The 18,081-nt window shown below is 61.6% G+C and carries 15 protein-coding genes; all 15 read right to left on the reverse strand.

The annotated features are described in order from the left end of the window. Positions 1-17: 17 nt before the first annotated feature. Entirely contained in the window at positions 18-788 is a 771-nt protein-coding gene (gene otnI / locus PZ897_RS08190) for a 2-oxo-tetronate isomerase (RefSeq protein WP_275751543.1), read from the reverse strand. A 176-nt stretch (positions 789-964) separates the two neighbouring features. Continuing rightward, positions 965-1,897, reverse strand: a complete 933-nt coding sequence (locus tag PZ897_RS08195; RefSeq protein WP_275751545.1) for a dihydrodipicolinate synthase family protein — start codon at positions 1,895-1,897, stop codon at positions 965-967. A gap of 14 nt (positions 1,898-1,911) precedes the next feature. Next, positions 1,912-2,112, reverse strand: coding sequence for a hypothetical protein (locus PZ897_RS08200; RefSeq protein WP_275751548.1), 201 nt, complete (start codon positions 2,110-2,112; stop codon positions 1,912-1,914). A 44-nt stretch (positions 2,113-2,156) separates the two neighbouring features. Then, the gene (locus PZ897_RS08205) at positions 2,157-2,879 is read right to left on the reverse strand and encodes a GntR family transcriptional regulator (RefSeq protein WP_275751550.1); all 723 of its coding nucleotides are present in this window, start codon (positions 2,877-2,879) and stop codon (positions 2,157-2,159) included. A 111-nt stretch (positions 2,880-2,990) separates the two neighbouring features. Further along, complete coding sequence (locus PZ897_RS08210; protein ID WP_275751552.1) at positions 2,991-3,338, reverse strand: DUF5368 domain-containing protein; 348 nt, start codon at positions 3,336-3,338, stop codon at positions 2,991-2,993. Positions 3,339-3,348: 10 nt separating this feature from the next. Next, positions 3,349-4,662 carry an FAD/NAD(P)-binding oxidoreductase gene (locus PZ897_RS08215; protein ID WP_275751554.1) on the reverse strand — a complete coding sequence of 438 codons (1,314 nt, stop codon included), beginning with the start codon at positions 4,660-4,662 and terminating at the stop codon, positions 3,349-3,351. A 165-nt stretch (positions 4,663-4,827) separates the two neighbouring features. Continuing rightward, on the reverse strand, positions 4,828-4,956 hold the full coding sequence (cydX, locus tag PZ897_RS08220) for a cytochrome bd-I oxidase subunit CydX (protein WP_275751555.1): 129 nt from the start codon (positions 4,954-4,956) through the stop codon (positions 4,828-4,830). Positions 4,957-4,972: 16 nt separating this feature from the next. After that, complete coding sequence (gene cydB / locus PZ897_RS08225; protein WP_275751557.1) at positions 4,973-6,136, reverse strand: cytochrome d ubiquinol oxidase subunit II; 1,164 nt, start codon at positions 6,134-6,136, stop codon at positions 4,973-4,975. A gap of 5 nt (positions 6,137-6,141) precedes the next feature. Beyond that, the gene (locus tag PZ897_RS08230) at positions 6,142-7,752 is read right to left on the reverse strand and encodes a cytochrome ubiquinol oxidase subunit I (protein WP_275751559.1); all 1,611 of its coding nucleotides are present in this window, start codon (positions 7,750-7,752) and stop codon (positions 6,142-6,144) included. Between the two features lie 120 nt (positions 7,753-7,872). Next, the gene (locus PZ897_RS08235) at positions 7,873-9,552 is read right to left on the reverse strand and encodes an ATP-binding cassette domain-containing protein (protein WP_275751561.1); all 1,680 of its coding nucleotides are present in this window, start codon (positions 9,550-9,552) and stop codon (positions 7,873-7,875) included. Next, on the reverse strand, positions 9,549-11,303 hold the full coding sequence (gene cydD, locus PZ897_RS08240) for a thiol reductant ABC exporter subunit CydD (RefSeq protein WP_275751563.1): 1,755 nt from the start codon (positions 11,301-11,303) through the stop codon (positions 9,549-9,551). Before cydD ends, PZ897_RS08235 begins: the two co-directional genes overlap by 4 nt. 169 nt (positions 11,304-11,472) lie before the next feature. Then, the gene (locus tag PZ897_RS08245; RefSeq protein WP_275751565.1) at positions 11,473-12,798 is read right to left on the reverse strand and encodes an aspartate aminotransferase family protein; all 1,326 of its coding nucleotides are present in this window, start codon (positions 12,796-12,798) and stop codon (positions 11,473-11,475) included. Next, positions 12,795-13,784, reverse strand: a complete 990-nt coding sequence (locus tag PZ897_RS08250; RefSeq protein WP_275751567.1) for a C45 family peptidase — start codon at positions 13,782-13,784, stop codon at positions 12,795-12,797. The genes PZ897_RS08245 and PZ897_RS08250 overlap by 4 nt, the downstream gene beginning before the upstream one ends. Positions 13,785-13,804: 20 nt before the next feature. Beyond that, on the reverse strand, positions 13,805-15,265 hold the full coding sequence (locus PZ897_RS08255) for a biotin carboxylase (protein ID WP_275751569.1): 1,461 nt from the start codon (positions 15,263-15,265) through the stop codon (positions 13,805-13,807). 1 nt (position 15,266) lies between these two features. Further along, on the reverse strand, positions 15,267-18,017 hold the full coding sequence (locus PZ897_RS08260; protein WP_275751570.1) for an aminotransferase class I/II-fold pyridoxal phosphate-dependent enzyme: 2,751 nt from the start codon (positions 18,015-18,017) through the stop codon (positions 15,267-15,269). Between the last annotated feature and the right edge of the window lie 64 nt (positions 18,018-18,081).

Raw genomic sequence — 18,081 nt, forward strand, 5'->3', positions numbered from 1 at the left:
CACCGGCAGCGCACCGCTCACCGGGTCTGCTGCATCCAGCCGAGGCCATCCCTGGTGCCAGCCCGGGGCCTGTACTCGCAGCCGACAAAGCCCTGATAGCCAAGATCGTCAAGCGCCTTGAAGATACGCAAATCATCAAGTTCGCCGGAGCCTGGCTCGTTGCGACCGGGCACCGAGGCGGTCTGCACATGTCCGATCAGCGGCATCAGCCGCTCCAGCCCGACAAGAACGTCACCGTGCAGGATCTGCCGATGGTAAATGTCAAACTGCAGCATCAGATTTGGCCGGCCGATGTCGCCGATCACCCCGGCGGCATGATCGAAATCGGTGAGAAAGTAACCCGGCATGTCCCGGCCGTTGATCGGTTCGATCAGCAGCAAGATTCCCTTCTCGCCCGCCGCATCCGCAGCATAGGCCAGCGAGTCCCTGTAGGTTGCTTGAAAGTCAGGATCCTGTGGATCGGCGCGCCCCGCCATCACGTGCAGCCGGCGCGTGCCGAGCGTCTCAGCATAGTCCAGCGCAGTCACAACCGACCGGCGGAATTCGTCCTTTCGCTCCGGCAATGCGGCCAGACCACGATCACCGCCAGCCCAGTCGCCTGGCGGCAGGTTGAACATCACCTGCTCCATATTTGCTGCGACAAGCCGTTTCGCAAGTTCTCGTGCCGGAAAGTCATAGGGAAACAGGCACTCCACCGCCTCAAACCCCGCGTCGGCAGCGGCCTGAAACCGGTCGAGAAACGCGTGCTCTGTAAACATCAGCGACAGGTTTGCAGCAAAACGCGGCATGAGCGCCCCTCCCTTATGGCAGCAACACAGGTCCAGCCTCCCGGCAGAATCGATCAGCCAGCTTTGGCCAATCTATCCGCAAGAGACAAGGGATGCACCCGACCCGGCGACCCGCCCTGTTGATCGGCACAGACCGCCTTTGCGGCGCATCTGCGGCCAGACCCCGGAGTCCAGGCTCAGACCGACCAGTTGGCGTACCAGTCCTTGAACAGCCTGTACTGGTTTTCAACATAATGCTTCTGCGAGTCCGTCAGCGCGTCTGTCTCATTGAAGTGCAGCGTGTATTCCGCATCGCCATTGAGCACCATCAAGTGCTTGTAATAAAGCACCAGATCGGCGCCTTCGTCGAAGGAAGAGAGCACACCCAGAGCCTCTTCGAGCTCCTTGGCCTGCACCCGCGCCACAGCATCGCCCTGCGCCGCCTTCTTGCTCAGCGACACCAGTTGCAACACTTCACGCGGCAGCGCATTGCCGATGCCGGTGATTGCACCGGTGGCGCCGCAATTGACGAAGCCGTGGTAGACCGTGGTGTCGACGCCCACCATCAGGGTGACGCTGTCGTCCGCCGAGGTGATATATTCGGCGGCATAGCGAAGATCCGCTGCTCCGCCGAATTCCTTGAAGCCGATCAGGTTGGGGTGCTCCTGGCGCAGCGCGAAAAACAGCCCGGCGCGGGTGGCGAACCCATAATAGGGGCTGTTGTAGATCACCGCCGGAAGATCGGGGGCCGCAGACAGGATCGCCTTGAAATGGGCAGCCTGCGCGCCTGCCGAGCTGCCGCGGGACAGAACCCGGGGGATCACCATCAGACCCTGCGCACCGACGTCTGCCGCATGCACCGCATGCGCCACTGCCGAGGCACTGTTGATGGCACCGGTGCCGACAACGGTGGGGATACCGGCGCCAACCAGCCGCGCAACACCTTCCATCCGCTGCGCATCTGTCAGCAGCGGCCAGTCACCCATCGAACCGCAATAGACGACCGCCGACATGCCGGCCGCAATCAGCTCCTCGCCCTTGCGCACCAGCGCATCGAAGTCCGGTGTCCGGTCGGGGTTGCACGGCGTCATCAGGGCCGGCATGCAGCCGGTAAAAATCGAGGTGTCCATCGGGTGTCTCCTCCTCAAGGATCAGGTTTCAGCAACCGCCGATCCGGGACAGACACCAGTTCAACAAGGCAGAACATCTGGTCCCACCCTATGGCGTGGCGTGCAACGGCCTGAACGGCAGCGTCGATACGAACGAAACCGACCATATATATTTGTATATTCGGTGTCGACAATAAATATTCAGCGAATATGGGCGGATTGAATTTGCCAGCCATGCCAGCAGCATCCAGCGCACAAAGGCGTATGTTAAAGGCCGACCTTAAAGGTTGATGTCGGCGTTCAATCGGCGGTCTTCGGTTATGCTGGCACGGATCTGGCGAACGATCTGATCGGCATGGGCCTGCGCGATACGGTCGGCTGCCTCGATATCCTGCCGCGCAATCGCCGCCAGCATGTCCTCGTGTTCCTGCACATAAATTTGCGGCAAAGTGTCGTTGTAGGATGAATAATAAAGCCGCAGCAGCCGCCGGCCCTCATCAAGCAGGCGGGTGAACAACTCGGCATAATACCGGTTCTTGCCGGCGCAGGCGATTTCCACATGGAAATTGCGGTTGACCTCGATCATCGCCGGCACGTCTCTGGCCTCGACGACTTTGGAATAGGCCTGCTGCAGGTCGCGGATCGCCGCCAGCTCGTCATCGGTCCGGTTGGCGGCCGCCAGCCGCGTGGTCACCCGATACATCAGCGACAGCGCATCGAAAAACTGTGGCAGGTTTGGAAAATCGATCGGCGCCACGATGGTAAACCGGTTCGGCAGCGTCACCACCAGGCCTTCCCCGGCCAGTTTGAACAGCGCCTCCCGGATCGGGGTGCGAGAGACACCGAACCGCTCCGCCAGCTTCACCTCATCGACCGCGCTGCCGGGCGCCAGAGTGAGATCCAGGATCTCGTGCTTGAGGGTCTCGTAGACGGCACCCACCCCTTGCCCGCGCTTGCGCTTGGTCTCGGGACCTGCTGCCGCAACCGGCGGGTCAAAGCTCATGTTTCTCTCCGGCAATCCGCATTTCCACCGGTGAGCACTACAACTCCGCTCCGGCAAACACAATTGCCAGGCGTGACCGAGCCAGGCTCGTGGCGGTTGTGCCGGTAGTCCTCACGAGCGCGAGCGGATCAGCGATTGCGCCGTGTAGACAAGCACCGCAAGGCCAATGGCGCCAACCGCCGCAATTGCCAGAAGCACAATCATGTCGATCGGTCCGCCAATGTCACTGAATCCTGACCGGGTCATCTTCTGGACAATCAACACGGCAGCGATTGCGCCGAACGGCATCGAGAGCTGGGCCAGAAAAAATTTGCGCATCGACATCGAGCGGTCCCGGATCAGCACATAGAAATAGGCCAGCGTGACCACCGCTGCTCCGGCCACCATGATCCAGAACAGGCCACGTCCGAAGATTTCCTCAAACACCGCAATCAGGGTTTCGAGAGTCAGTTCCTGCATCACCGTCTCCTCAGGCCTTGCCCCGCAGCATGGCATTGTAGGTGGCTTTCAGCGCCACTTCCTTCATCAGCCAGCTGATCCACAGCTCCTCCAGCGGCGCGATGATGCCCGGGAAGGAGGGGGTCAGATCGTTGTTGTAATCGAATTCGACCAGCATGGCGCGGCCCACCCGGGTGATCAGCGGGCAGGACGTGTAGCCATTGTAGACTGCTGTTCCCTCACGTCCTTCGATCGCCGCAACCAGATGATCCTCAACCACGGGAACCTGCCATTTGACCGAGGCAGCAGTCTTGCCCTTGGGCACGCCGGCGACATCACCCAGCGCGAAGATCTCGGGATGGCGCGGGTGGCGGAGAGTATGCTTGTCAACCTCCACCCATCCCTGATCGGTCCACTTGTCGGCCCATGACAGGCCCGACTGCCGGATTACCTCCGGCGCGCGCTGCGGCGGAATCACGTGCAGGTAATCATACCCCATCTCCGTATCTCCCCCGGGGGTGGCAAATTTGGCAATCCGCCTGCCCGGCTCGATCGATTTCAGCACATGACTGTAGGCAGGACGGATGCCACGATCACCAAACAGCATGCGCACCTTTTCAGACACGATCGGCACACCGAAAAGACTGTCATTGTTGGACGCATAGATGATCTCGGTCTTGCCGGCCTTGTTCGCCCTGCGCGCGATGTCGTCGATCAGGAACGTGTGCTTGAGCGGCGCTCCTGCACATTTCATCTCGGTTGCCGGGCGGGTAAAGAGCCCGATCCCGCCCTCTTCGGTGTATTTTGACGCCGCCACCCATGTCCGCGCGGCGTAGTCCGGGCCGGCATAGAGCGCACCGATCCCGTTGCTGCCGACGAGATCGAGTGAAAAGCCTTCGATCGCCTCATGATCGAGCACGAGACCGGGTGCGACCACCAGAAAATCATATCCGACCCTCTGTCCGCCCGACGTGGTCACGGTGCGGGCAACCGGATCGATCTCCGCGGCGGCTTCGCCGATGTGGGTGATCCCGCCAGGCAACCAGTCGCTGGTCCGGCTTTGGGTGTAGGATGCCGGCTTCAGTCCCGCCGCGACCAGCGACAGGCCGGGCTGGTAAAGATGCGTCGTGCTGGCATCGAGAATGGTGATGGCGGCACCGTCAAGCCGGCCAACCAGCCTGTTGACCAGAGACGTTCCAGCGGCGCCCGCGCCGATGACCACCACGCGTGCCGAGGTCTTGACCGGCGCGGCGCGAACCGGAGGGCCTGCAACCCCAGCTGCAATACCGCCGGCCGCGAGGGTCAGGAACATGCGCCTTGAGGTGTTGAAATCCGCGCTGCTCATTGCCGAACTCCTTGAGTGCTATTCGGCAATTCTGGCATGTATTCTGGTCGTGCAGCTTGATTTGGGTCAAAACACATTCAACAAAACGAATTGACCAGTCAAAGCAGCTCTGTGAAGCACCGTCTCGACAAACCCGGCGTCCGAGAGCAGGGTTCCGACCCGTCATCAAGGCTTTTTCGGCCCGCCCTGATCATCCATCCGGCGTCTGTCTTCCTGCATTTCCAGCCACATCGCATTGACCACGGCGAACATCGCGGCTAGCGGCAGACCAAGCATCCAGGCAAAATACCACATGTCCAGATTCTCCTGCTCAATAGGCCGAATGGGATGATTCGGAGACGTCGTCTTCGGTGACCTTGCCCCACAACACTTTGTAGACCCAGGCTGTATAGGCCAGGATGATCGGCAGGAAAATCACCGTCATAACCAGCATCACGAACAGCGTCAGGTGCGAGGACGAAGAGTTCCAGACCGTCAGCGAAGACCGTGGATCGGTGGAAGACGGCAGGATGAAGGGAAACATGGTCAACCCCACCGACGAGATGACCCCGAGGATCGCAAGTTTCGAGCACAACAGCGTCGACACTTCGCGACCTGCCCGCAAACCAAGGAAAGTCAGAAGCCCGCCACCGATGCCCAGAATCGGTGCAATCATGATCCACGGCCGGTCCGAATAGGCGGTCAGCCAGCTTGCAGTTGTTTCCACCTCGAAATGAAGCGGATTGGAAGGTCCGTCGGTCAGATAGTCTCCGACGATCCGGTAGCCATTGATGCCGTACGCCAACCATAGGCCGGCCAGGCCATACCCGCCCACCGCAATCAGCGCCGCAATCGAGCCATACCGGCGCGCCCGGTCGCGCACATTGCCATCCGCCTTCAACACCAGCCAGGCACCGCCATGCATCGCCAGCATGGCCAGCGACACCACACCGGCCAGCAGCGAGAACGGGTCGAACAGCGCGAGGAACTTGGTGTGGAAAGCACCGGCATAAATCGAGTGCAAATCCTCGGTAAGGCGAAACGGCACGCCTTGAAGCACATTGCCGACGGCAATACCGAACACGAGCGCCGGGACCGCGCCGCCGGCGAACAGCGCCCAGTCCCACCGCTCGCGCCAGCGCGCATCTTCGCGCTTGGAGCGAAACTTGAAAGCCACCGGGCGGACGATCAAGGCCGCCAGAACCACGAACATGGCCAGGTAAAATCCGGAGAACGACACCGCATAGAGCGGCGGCCAGGCGGCAAAGATGGCGCCGCCGCCGAGAATGAACCAGACTTGGTTTCCCTCCCAGACCGGGCCCACAGTGTTGATCGCGATCCGCCGCTCGACGTCGGTTCTGGCGACGAAGGGCAGCAGTGCACCGACGCCCATGTCAAAGCCGTCGGTCATCGCGAAACCGATGAGCAGCACGCCCACAAGCCCCCACCAGATCACGCGCAGCACATCATAATCAATCAGCTCATGCAGGATCATCTGTGTCACTCCGCTGGCATGGCGACGGCATCGGCGTTGTGCCGGCCGCTGAGCCGTTCAGTGTGTCTCGCCATCCAGGCGTCGGTCTCTTCGACATCCTGGAACGGACCTTTGCGAATGAATTTAAGCATCAGTTTCATCTCGATGATGAAGAGGAGCGTATAAAGCGCGATATAGATCGCCAGCGTGATCGACACTTCGGTCATCGACAGCGCCGATACCGACAGCGCAGTCGGCAGCACACCATCCACTGTCCAGGGCTGGCGGCCGAATTCGGCGACAAACCAGCCCAGTTCCGCGGCAATCCAGGGCGCCGGGATCATCCAGACCGCCAGGTGCAGCGCCGGTCGCGGAAAATTCATGCCCTTGAACGAGGCGCGCCAGAAGAAATAGGCCATCGTCGCGATGAAGCCGAACCCCAGCCCCACCATGATGCGGAAGGACCAGAACAGAGGCCAGACGGTCGGAATCGTGTCGCCGGCGGCGGCCAGGATCTGAGCCTCGGTCGCCTCCCGCGGATCATCGACATACCGCTTGAGCAGAAAGGCAAAGCCAAGATCAGCGGAATGGTTTTCGAATTGATCGATCACGGCCGCTGCAGTTGCTTCCCGCTCGGCACGGATGGTGATCAAGGCATCATAGGCGATCAGACCGGAGCGGATGCGCCTGTCCGCCTGTTCGGCCAGCTCGTTCATTCCGGGAATTTCCGTGGTCAGCGAGCGGGTCCCGATCAGTCCCATCGCCCAGGGAATTTCGATGGCGTAATGGGTTTTTCGCGCCGCCTGGTCAGGAAACCCCACCAGATTGAAGGGCGCCGGCGCTGCGTGCGTGTCCCACATGCCTTCGATTGCCGCGAGTTTCATCTTCTGGCTGTGAGTGGCGTTGTAGCCGGATTCATCGCCCAGCAGAACCACCGAGAATGCCGAGGCAAGGCCGAATGCCGCCGCCACGGTGATCGAGCGCCGTGCCAGCTCGATGTGCCGCCCCTTCAGCAGATACCAGGCCGAAACCCCGATCACGAAGACCGCACCGGTAACATAGCCTGCCGACACGGTGTGGACGAATTTGGCCTGCGCCACATCGTTAAACAGCACCGCGTAGAAATCGGTCATTTCCATCCGCATGGTCATCGGATTGAACACCGCGCCCACTGGATTCTGCATCCAGCCATTGGCGATCAGGATCCACAGGGCGGAGAAATTGGCCCCGATCGCCACCAGCCAGGCCACGGCGAGATGCGCCACCTTGCTCAGCTTGTCCCATCCGAAGAAGAACAGGCCGACAAAGGTTGCCTCCAGGAAAAAGGCCATCAACCCTTCGATCGCCAGCGGCGCGCCGAAAATATCGCCGACATAATGGCTGTAGTAGCTCCAGTTCATGCCGAACTGGAACTCCATGGTGATGCCGGTGGCGACCCCGAGAGCGAAATTGATGCCGAACAGAAGGCCCCAGAACTTTGTCATTTGCCGCCAGATCGGACGACCGGTCATCACATAGACCGTTTCCATGATGGCGACGAGGATGGAAAGCCCAAGCGTTAGCGGCACGAACAGAAAATGATACATCACCGTCAGGGCGAACTGCAGACGGGACAACTCGACGATTCCGAATTCCATATCCTGGCTTCCCTTCGAGACGGGACAAAGGCCCCCGCCATGCACTGATCTGGTCCGGGCGCCGGTCACCCGAGGCTTTGGCCTTTGGTATAAACACCCATTGGCATCGGTGTGGCAACTTTATCCCGATACCGCTGTCGTCTCAATCATCCCGTTCCGGGACAGGTCGACCACCCGGTCTGCCCATCCGATTTCAACCGGCCGATGCGATGCGGTCAAGATCGCGGCTTGCGGCAAATAGGCCCTGACGCCCGACAGCACAGCGATGGCTGTCGCATCATCGAGCCCTTCGGTTGGCTCATCAAGCAGCAACAGCTTTGGGTTTCGCAACAGAGCGCGGGCAAGCACCAAACGCTGCGCCTCGCCGCCCGAAAGCCCCGCCCCCATTGGCCCGAGACGGAATCCGAGCCCGCCCTTGGCGTGAATGACAGGGGCCAGCATCACCGCTTCAAGCACCTGCCACAGCGCGGGATCGGAGGCATCCCCACAACCAAGCCGCAAGGCATCGGCAATTGATCCGGCCATCAGGGCACTGCGTTGCGGCACCAGCGTCAGATTGTCGCGCAGCGCCGTTTCATCCCAGGTTTCAAGCGACGTCGACCCGATCAGAATCCGGCCACAGGTCGGGTACAGCAGTCGCGCCACCAGCAGCAGCAGCGTGCTTTTGCCCGCCCCGCTCGGACCGGTCAGGGCGACGCTTTCCCCTGGCGCCACGGTCAAGGAAATCCGATCGAGCACCGGACGGGCTGCCTTCGGCCTGCGATACGACAGGTCATCAATCCGCAAACCTGAGCCATCGCCCATGCACCCTCCAGCAGATTGTGAAGGCTCACCGGACAGGCTTCCCCCCACCCTGCGGGCAGCAACCGTCATCCGGCCCAGATCAGCCACGGCCCGCCGCAATGGTCCGATGGTTTCCATCAGCGCCAGCGATGCGAAAAAGCCGATTGCCGCCAGCGCCGGCGAAAGCGCTTCTGCCTCTGCCAGCCACATGCCAAGGCCCAGCGCGCCGGCTGCGACCACCGTTCCGGTGAGCGAAAGCGCAAAGCCCGCCCGGCGCTCGATCCGGTCCAGCGTCACACGATCGCGCTGGCGCTTGGCGTCGGTGGCAAGCACCCGGGCTCCATGATGGACGAGTTGCCCGTAGACCGCCAGGTCGCTGCGGGCCCGGATCAGGTCGATAAGCCGGCTGCGAAACGCCTGGGCGGCGGCTTCCCCGCGCCGCGAGGGGCCTGCGGCCCTGCGCGACGCCCGGTAAATCACAACACCGGGAACCAGCATGAAGCCCGCCGCGATCCAGAGTGCGACGCTGAGATCCACCAGCCACCACATTGCGGCGAAGGTGATCATCTGCGCCAGCACCCCCGCTGCGATCGGCAGCATCACCCGTAGCGATATGCCGTCCAGCGCATCGACATCGGCCACCAGCCGGTTCAATGCCTGCGGCCCGCGCAACCGCACCAGAACGTCAAGCGAGGCCGATGCTGTGGCCGACAGCAGCCGAACCCGGATCGAGGTCAGCGCCTTCAGCGTTGCATCATGGGTCAGCACCCTTTCGCCATAACGCGCCGCTGTCCGCCCCAGCGCCAGCAGACGCACCATCGCCGAGGGCCGGAACACATCAAACACCACACCCGCTCCCGCGAGCCCCGCAGCGGCGGCGGCGGTAATGAACCAGCCCGACAGGCCAAGCAGGGCCACGCCCGCCAGAAGCACCACCAGGCTCAGCGCCGCGCCGCGCATCAGTGCGGTTTTCTGGTCCTGCACAATCAGCCGGAAGATCCGCCACAGCGCACTCATGCGTCACCGCCGATCAGGATCGTTCTGTCCATCCGTGCTGCCAAAGCCGGATCATGGGTGGCGATGATCAGTGTGCAGCCACGGGCGGAAAGTGTAGCCAGTCCCGCCATCACCTTGCCGGCGGTCAGCGCATCGAGATCGGCGGTCGGCTCGTCGGCAAGCAGAACGTCGGGCCGGGCGTAGATCGCCCGCGCCAGCGTGATCCGCCGCGCCTCTCCGCCCGACAGCCCGCCACCGGTTTCTCCCAGCCGCGCGAAGCGTTGTCCCGGCAGCGCGTCGACCACACCCTCCACGGCAGCGGCCCGCAGGGCATCGTCCAGATTGCCTGTCTGGCCCAGGCTGACATTCTGCACCAGGCTGGCATTGAGGAAATGCGGCGCCTGCGGCATCCAGCCCAGCCGCGCGCGCCAGGCATCGGCAACCTTCGCATCCAGAGGCTGCCCGCACACGCGGATTCTCCCGTGATCGGGCAGCGCCAGTCCTGCAAGCAGCCGCAGCAACGTCGTCTTGCCCGCACCCGACGGCCCCATCAGCGCAACACTCTCGCCTGCGCCGATCACCATGTCAGGAAAGCCGATCACCCGGTCACCGGCCTTCACCGCAACATCAAAAACACGGATCTCCGCCGCACCGCTCAAAGCGTCGGCCTTGCCGCCCCTGCCCACCAGTTGCACCGGTGCTTGCGCCTGCCATTCGGCCAGTTCTCCGGCCACCGCCAGCGCCGACGCCTTGTCATGCCAGGCTGCCGACAGATCGCGCAGCGGCTGGTAGAAATCCGGCGCCAGCAGCAGCAGAAAAATTCCGGCCGCAGGGCTGAGCGGCGCCGCATAGCTTCCGAAGTCGATGGTGCCGAGCAAGGAGAAGCCGACATAGACCGCCATCATCGCCACGCCAACGGCCGCGAAGAATTCGAGCACCGTCGACGACAGGAAGGCGATCCTGAGCACAGCCATGGTGCGCTCCCGCAGTCGCTCCGCGCCGTCGGCAAACTCCGCGATCACCACCGGGCCGGCAGCAAGCAGCCGGATATCGACCAGCGCCGACAGCCGCTCGATCAGCAGATCATTGAGCGATCCCATGTCGGCCAGTTGCCGCTGGCTTGCCTGTTTTGCCGCCATGCCGACCAGCACCATGAACACCGGGATCAGCGGACCGGTGATCAACAGCACCAATCCGGCCGCCCAGGACTGCCAGAATGCCACCGCCAGAATAACCAGCGGCACACACATCATCCGGGCTTGCGCCGGAGAATAGCGGCTGACGAAAGGCACAAGCAGATCAAGTTTTTCGGCGGCCAGCACCGCAAGCGAACCGGCAGCGCCACTGCCCTGTGCGCGCATTTCGCGCGAGACGATGCTGGTCCGGACATCGGTGACGACCTGCGTGCCGGCATCAAACAGCAGCCCCTCCGCCCAATAGCTGAGCACCGCGCGCATCAGTCCAAGTCCGGCAAATCCGAGCATCGAGACCACCGGCCCGGGCCCGCTCTGCCCCTCCAGCAGGCCGGCGATTGCCAATGCCACCAGCGCCGCCTGCGGCAGCCAGATCAGAGCCGAGGCAACAGTCAGCAGGGAGGCAAGACGCACCTTGCCAGCGACCGTTTCCATGAGGTGCTTGAGCGTGCGTTCGTCTGCTTTCGGATCCGCGTCGATGTGCTCTGCCATGTCTATCAGGTGTGCCAACTTTGTCCGCAAAGGCGTATCGTGGATCAGTTCCGCCCCATGTTCCCACTGCAAAATGATCTCGATCACTTTCAGCCTGCACAGCGCCCTATAGAGCACACAGCCCTCAAAAACCATCGACCCGGGTCGGTGAAGCCGACCGCCGGATTTCGCTGGCTACCCGCGGGAGGCGGAAACAGCGCCGGTCGCACATTCGTGCTGGCAGCGATTAGCGGCTACACTGACCCTGGCCGCCAGATCAAACCCCGGTGGCGGCCGCGATGCCGATGGCGAGCTTGTCCACCAACTCGTCTATCTGCGCCGGCGTGATGATATAGGGCGGCGCGAGCAGCACATGATCGCCACGGCGGCCATCGATCGTCCCCGACATCGGATAACAGACCAGCCCGGCCTCAAACGTCGCGGCCTTGATCCGGGCCGCGATCCTGTCACCCGGCGCAAACGGCGCCTTGGTGTCGCGATCCTCGACCAGCTCGACGCCGACAAACAGACCGCGGCCGCGGATATCGCCGACATTCGGATGCTGGCCGAAACGCTCGTGCAATCGTTGCTTGAGCAGCCCGCCCATATCCTCGACATTGGACAGCAATTGCCGCTGGTAGATGGCGTCGACCACGGCCAGGCTTGCCGCACAGGCCGTCGCATGTCCCATATAGGTGTGACCGTGCTGGAAGAAGCCGCTGCCGCTTTCGATCGCCGCATAGATCGCAGCCGAACACAGCATTGCGCCGATCGGCTGATAGCCGCCGCCCAGACCCTTGGCCACGGCGATAATATCAGGCCTGACATCGTCCTGCTCGGAGGCAAACAGGGTTCCGGTCCGGCCCATGCCGCACATCACTTCGTCGAGGATGAGCAGAACCCCGTAACGGTCGCAGATTTCGCGGATGCGCCGGAAATATCCCGGCGCCGGCGGCACGGCCCCCGACGTCGCACCGACCACCGGTTCAGCGATGAAAGCCATCACCGTTTCCGGACCGGCCCTGAGAATTTCGGTTTCCAGCGCATCGGCGGCGCGCAGGCCGTAAGCTTGAGGCGTTTCATCCGCTGCCCGCAGGCGGTAGTCGTAGCAGGGGTCGATATGGCTGACATCCAGCAGCAGCGGACCGAATTGCGCCCGCCGCCATTCATTGCCGCCGGCTGAAAGCGCGCCGATGGTGTTGCCGTGATAGCTTTGCTTGCGGGCAATCAGCCTGGCCCGCTGCGGCTCGCCCGTCTCGACGAAATACTGCCGCGCCAGCTTGATGGCGGCTTCTGTGGCTTCAGATCCGCCCGAGACGAAATAGACCCGGTCGATCCCTTCAGGCGCCTTGGCAATCAGCAGATCCGCCAAGGTCTCAGCCGGTTCCGAGGTGAAAAATCCGGTGTGGGCAAAGGCGACCTTGTCGAGTTGCGCCTTGATGGCGGCAATCACGCCAGCATCTCCGTGCCCCAGGCATGACACCGCCGCTCCGCCTGATCCGTCGAGATATTGCTTGCCGCCCTGGTCGAACAGGTAGCAACCCTCGCCGCCAGCCACCACCGGCGGCTGGATTTTGGTGTGCCGGGCAAAAACATGGGTCATGCCGAACTGGCCTCCTGGCCGGGAATGTGGATCAACCGCTGATCCTCGATGGTATGTCGAATATCGAAGCTCCACACACCACGCGGCCAGCGCAGTTCCATTTCGCCGAGCCGTGGCCGGTAGATGGCGGTGTAGAGCGTGCCGAATCCTTGCGTGAAGGCAGACGAATAGAGCGGCGGCTTGAGAAAGGCCGAGATGAATTTTTCTTCAGTGTCGCGATGGATGGTCATCCGTTGCAGCAGATACCGCTCGCGTTCGACCGTCGCGGTGAACCGGGCATGCGCCGCCCATTCGACTTTTTCCTGATGATTTGTCGCAACCGCCGATTTTGTGATCAGAGTCGGCCGGTCCGGCGCCATGTAGGCAGTCACGTAGTTCCGCTTCGCGTCGAGCACGGTGACGTTGTAGCTCATGTGGCTGGGAATTCGTGACAGCACTGCAGCAGCCTGCTCGGTGGTCTCGCAGGTCTGCAGCACATAGCGCAGGATCAGCGGCACGCCAAATCCGTCCCCCACCACCACACGGCCACCGAAGGTCAGCGAGATTGCCAGTCCGGCGTCGTTCATGCCGTCGACCAGGCCCCACAAACCGTCCGACGTGCCGATCACCGTGCGTCCCTGCCACCGGGTGCGCAGGATCAGCCGGTCGAAGGCCAGCGGGCTGTAGTCGTAATTGCGCACCAGCACCGGCTCGACGCCGGGCCAGATGGCTTGCGAACATCCCGAAAGATAGGGCGGCGGGCCAAAAAAGCTCAGGAACCGGGCGGCCTGGTCGCCGCCGCCAGCCAGCGCACAAAGCTGCTCGTAAAGCGCCAGCATCTCGGGCATATGCTGCCTGATCGCCTGGTAGCACTCCCAATAGGTCGGCCGGGCATCGGCGCCGTCACGGACCCACCAGCGCTGGTAGTCGGGCCAGTATTCCGCAAACAGCCCGGCCCATCTCGCGCCGGGTCCAGGTTCATCGATGGCACGCCAAAGATAGTCCATTTGACGTCAGCGCTCCGCGTCTACAGGATCTTGAAGGCAGGCTCGGAGAACACCGGCCCGACATCGGCTGCCGGCAGCGGAGTCGCCACGAAGGCGCTCTTGATCCCGTGAATCCATTTCTTGGCCCGATCGTTGAGGACGAAATTGTTGGTCATTGAGCGGCCGCGTGTGACCAGAATTCCGAGATCGGCGCCTTCATAGCGATAATCGCCCGGTTTCTGGATACGCAGGAAGAAGGCCTCGTTTTCGCTTTCCACAGCCCGGCGGTGATAATCGAAACGGTCAAACACCACGCGACCGTCGTCATGCATCTTGTAGATGCCTGTTTGTGGCGCTTCTGTGATGATGTCGACAGTGTCGTCGGTGTGCTTGACCACCATCTGGCTCCAGCTGTCGATCATGTCCGGGTCGGCCCAGCGCGAATTCAGCTCGGCGATGTCGAGGTGGAATTTGACCTTGGAGAAATCCAGCAGATGGAACAGGAACAGCGGCGCATCGGCATGGGCGAAGGCCGCATGGTTGGTCATTGAACTGGCGCCGGTGATGCGCGGATTGAGTTCGCCCAGCCAGATGTCGCCGCTCTTCGTGTCGATGAGAAAATCGAGCTCGAAATAGCCGCTGTAGCCTTCCTTGCGCAACTGCTCGCCGAACTTGAAGGTGAGCTGTCTGGCCTTTTCACGGATCTTCTTGGGGAACGCCGTGGAGAAGATCTCGTTGCCGCACCAGCCGCCGCGGTAAGGGGTCAGTTGCTTGAAGCCGACAAGCTCGGTCATCAGGGGGCCGACAATGGTTCCCGATGACGTGGTGCAGGCCTCGATTGCCGACCCGCGGCAATCGATCCGCTTCATGATCTTGATCTCGCCCTCGCCGATGATCTCGTCGGCATGGCTGCGGAAATCGGCTTCCGACTTGATGAAGAAGGTTGTGTGGCCGCTGTCGCCAAAGGCTGACTGCAGCACCAGGTCATGGCCGATACCGGCCCTCTCGCAGGTCTCGCGCAGGTTCTCGTAGGAGGTGACTTCGGCCAGCACATTCGGCACCGAGGGAACGCCGGCCTTGTTGCCGATCCGCACGGTCTCGATCTTGTTGTCCATCGAGGTGCGCAGCTTGGCGCTCGGAAACCAGACCGCCGCACCCAGCTCATTGGCCAGCCGCTCGGTCTCCTCGTCGAACATCAGGAACACGAATTTCGGGTTGCCGCCGCGGCGCTTGATGAAGTCGATGACTTCCTTGTGCTGCAGCAGGTAGTTGTTGATGTCCTCGATCGACTGGAACTCGGCATGCGGCTGTTCGGACGGGCAGAACACGTTCGGATGGCGGCCGTCATAGCAGTCGAGATAACAGATATATTTGAAGTTCTTGCACCATTCATCGATGCCGAGCAGGTTGAAGTTGGTGGCTGAGATGAAATAGATCGGATCCTCGTTGCGATGAAAGAACCGGCGGATTTCCGACATGTTTTTCAGCATCTTTTTTGGCATGCTAGTCCCCTTTTTTGTTGGTTGAGTTTGCCAAATAGGTACCGGCATGGCGGTCGAGGGCTTCCTGCGTGAACACACGCAATCCCAGATCCGGCCTGTAGCCGTGAATTTCGCTCACATCGAGCGCGCGCATGAAGGCAAGGATCTCCCTCGACACCACCTGCCCTGGCACCAGAATCGGGAACCCGGGCGGATAGGGGATGATGAAGGACGCCGAGACCACTTCGCGTCCGGTCTCCATCACATCATTGATGGAGCCATCAAGTTCCAGATAATCGCAATTCTTGTCATCGTAGCTGAGAAAGAAAGCCGACCTGATATCGCCTTCGATGGTGTCGGTGTCGCTCCGGAAGGCGTCGTGGAACCGGCTGAAATCCGGCAGCGGCGGCAGGTCCTGCATCAGGTTCTTGACCCGCTTCTCGAAGCTCAGCCGCTCCATCCGCGATGCGTCATCGAGCAAGTCGTCCAGATCATTGGCGATCTCGACCAGCACCTCGATCAGATAGGCGACCGAAGACCGCGTGGTGCCGATATTGGTCATGAACAGGACCGTGTTGCGCGAGGTCTTGTTGATCTGGATACCGTATTTGTCCATCAGGATCTGGGTCTTGAAGGTATCGCCGTCCCAACCGGTGCCGCCGACCACAAGGGTCACACGGGTGGCGTCGAGAACGAATTCATCCTTCTCCCAGCAATTCCAGATGTCGGTCCAGCCCTGATCCGGATCATAATAGCTCGACACTCCGCTTTCGCGGTGGATCTCCGGAATCATGTCGCCGGACGTCAGCACCTTGAAATACTTCTTCAGCAGCGGATGCGTAGAGATCGCCCGGCGCATCGACATCGCCGCCTCGACCTGTCGCTGCACGAATTCGAAGCCCTCCAGCTCCACCTGCCGGCGTCCGACGTCCAGCGACGCGATGATCTGGTAGTTCGGCGAAGTTGACGTGTGTGTCATGTAGGCTTCGTTGAAGGCCTGCTCGACCTCCCCCTTGAAGTCCTGATCATTGACATGGATCATCGATCCCTGGCGCAGCGATGTCAGCGTCTTGTGGGTGGACTGGGTGGAATAGACCCTGATCCGCGCATTTGGCGGTGGCAGCAAACGCGTCTTCAGCAGCGTCTCCTCATCCGCATCCTTGAGCCTGGCCTGTTGCTTTTCATAAAGTTTGACGTGGTGCGGGGTCTTCAACTTGTCGCGCAGGATCTTGGCGGCGTGCATTCCGGTCCGCTGCCTGTAGGTCGGGCCGAACCGGGCAAATGCGAACCATGCCTCGTCCCACAGGAACACCAGGTCCGGCTTGATGGCGAGACACTCTTCCATCACCCGTTCGACATTGTAGACGATGCCGTCAAAGGTGCAGTTGGTCAGAAGCAGCATCCGCACCCGGTCGAGCTTGCCGGCCGCCTTGAGCTTGAGCAGCTGGTGCTTGATTTCCTTGAGCGGCACCGCGCCATACATCGAGTATTCATTCAGCGGATAGCTGTCGAGATAGACCACCTGGGCACCGGCCAGCACCATGCCGTAGTGATGCGACTTGTGGCAATCACGGTCGACCAGCACGATGTCGCCCGGCCGCACCAGCGCCTGAACGACGATCTTGTTGCACGTCGAGGTCCCGTTGGTGGAAAAGAAGGTCTGCTTGGCGCCAAAGGCGCGGGCCGCCAGTTCCTGCGCTTCCTTGATCGGGCCATGCGGTTCAAGCAGGCTGTCGAGACCGCCGCTGGTGGCCGAGGTCTCGGCCATGAAGATATTGGGGCCGTAAAACGCGCCCATGTCCTGAATCCAGTGCGACCGGGAAATCGACTTGCCACGGCTGATCGGCATCGCGTGAAACACGCCGGTAGGCTGTTTGGAATACTCCTTCAGCGCCGTGAAGAACGGGGTCTTGTTGCGCGCCTGAACTCCGCGAAGGATGTTCAGATGCAACTCCATGAAGTCTTCCTGGTTGTAGAAGACACGCCGGCAAATGCCCAGATCGAGCCCGGCGATGGCCTCGACCGATCGGTCGGTCACCAGATAGGCATCCAGCTCGGGGCGCACTCTTCCGATCAGTCGGCACAGCTCCGGACCGTAGTCTTCCGGAGTGATCTCGTCTATCTCGTCGATCCCGCCGGCGCGGTTGAGATAGCGTGTGAGGATCGGCAATTCGACCTTGGATTCGAGCTTCAGACCCGGCCGCACAATGATGGCCTGGATGTTGTGATTGAACAGGATACCGATAAGCGCGTCCTGAAGGCTCGGCACCACCACCGATTCATAGATAAATGGATCATCGGCGCGCCGCATCGCGTGCAGGCTGTTCCTGTGCCAGCGTTCCTGATGCTCGTTGAGATCGTCGACGATCATCACCTCGAAATAGGGCTTGGTCAGCGCTCTGGCCTCGGGCGACAGCACGGCTTCGTCTTCACTGTCCTCGACATCCGCGACATCGCGATCCAGCGGCACATGGCGGCGGCGGTAGGCGCCTGTGGTCAGCGCTCTGGTTACCCGGTGAACGCTGAACGCCGCGTCATCGATATTGCCGTTATCATATTGCCGGTGCATGTGGGAAAAGGCCGCCACGCCCGGAAATGCCCAGTAGGCTTCAATCAGCGACAGCGATTCGTAGAGTTCGCTGATCCTGGCCCGCGTCGCCTTGGCCTTGCGGCCATCGGGCTCCCGCTTGAGCAGATCCAGCGCTTCCCGCAAGGCGCTCCATCGATCAGTCCGGAGCTGAACCGCAGAGTAGTAATCGCTCATTGATTGCATCGATGTGTCCTTTTCGGTTGCTCGGTCTTCTGCCAGATCTCCGGTTCTCTCGTGGGCTCTTGAC

Source organism: Hoeflea sp. YIM 152468, from assembly GCF_029210485.1.
Taxonomy (GTDB): Bacteria; Pseudomonadota; Alphaproteobacteria; order Rhizobiales; family Rhizobiaceae; genus Hoeflea.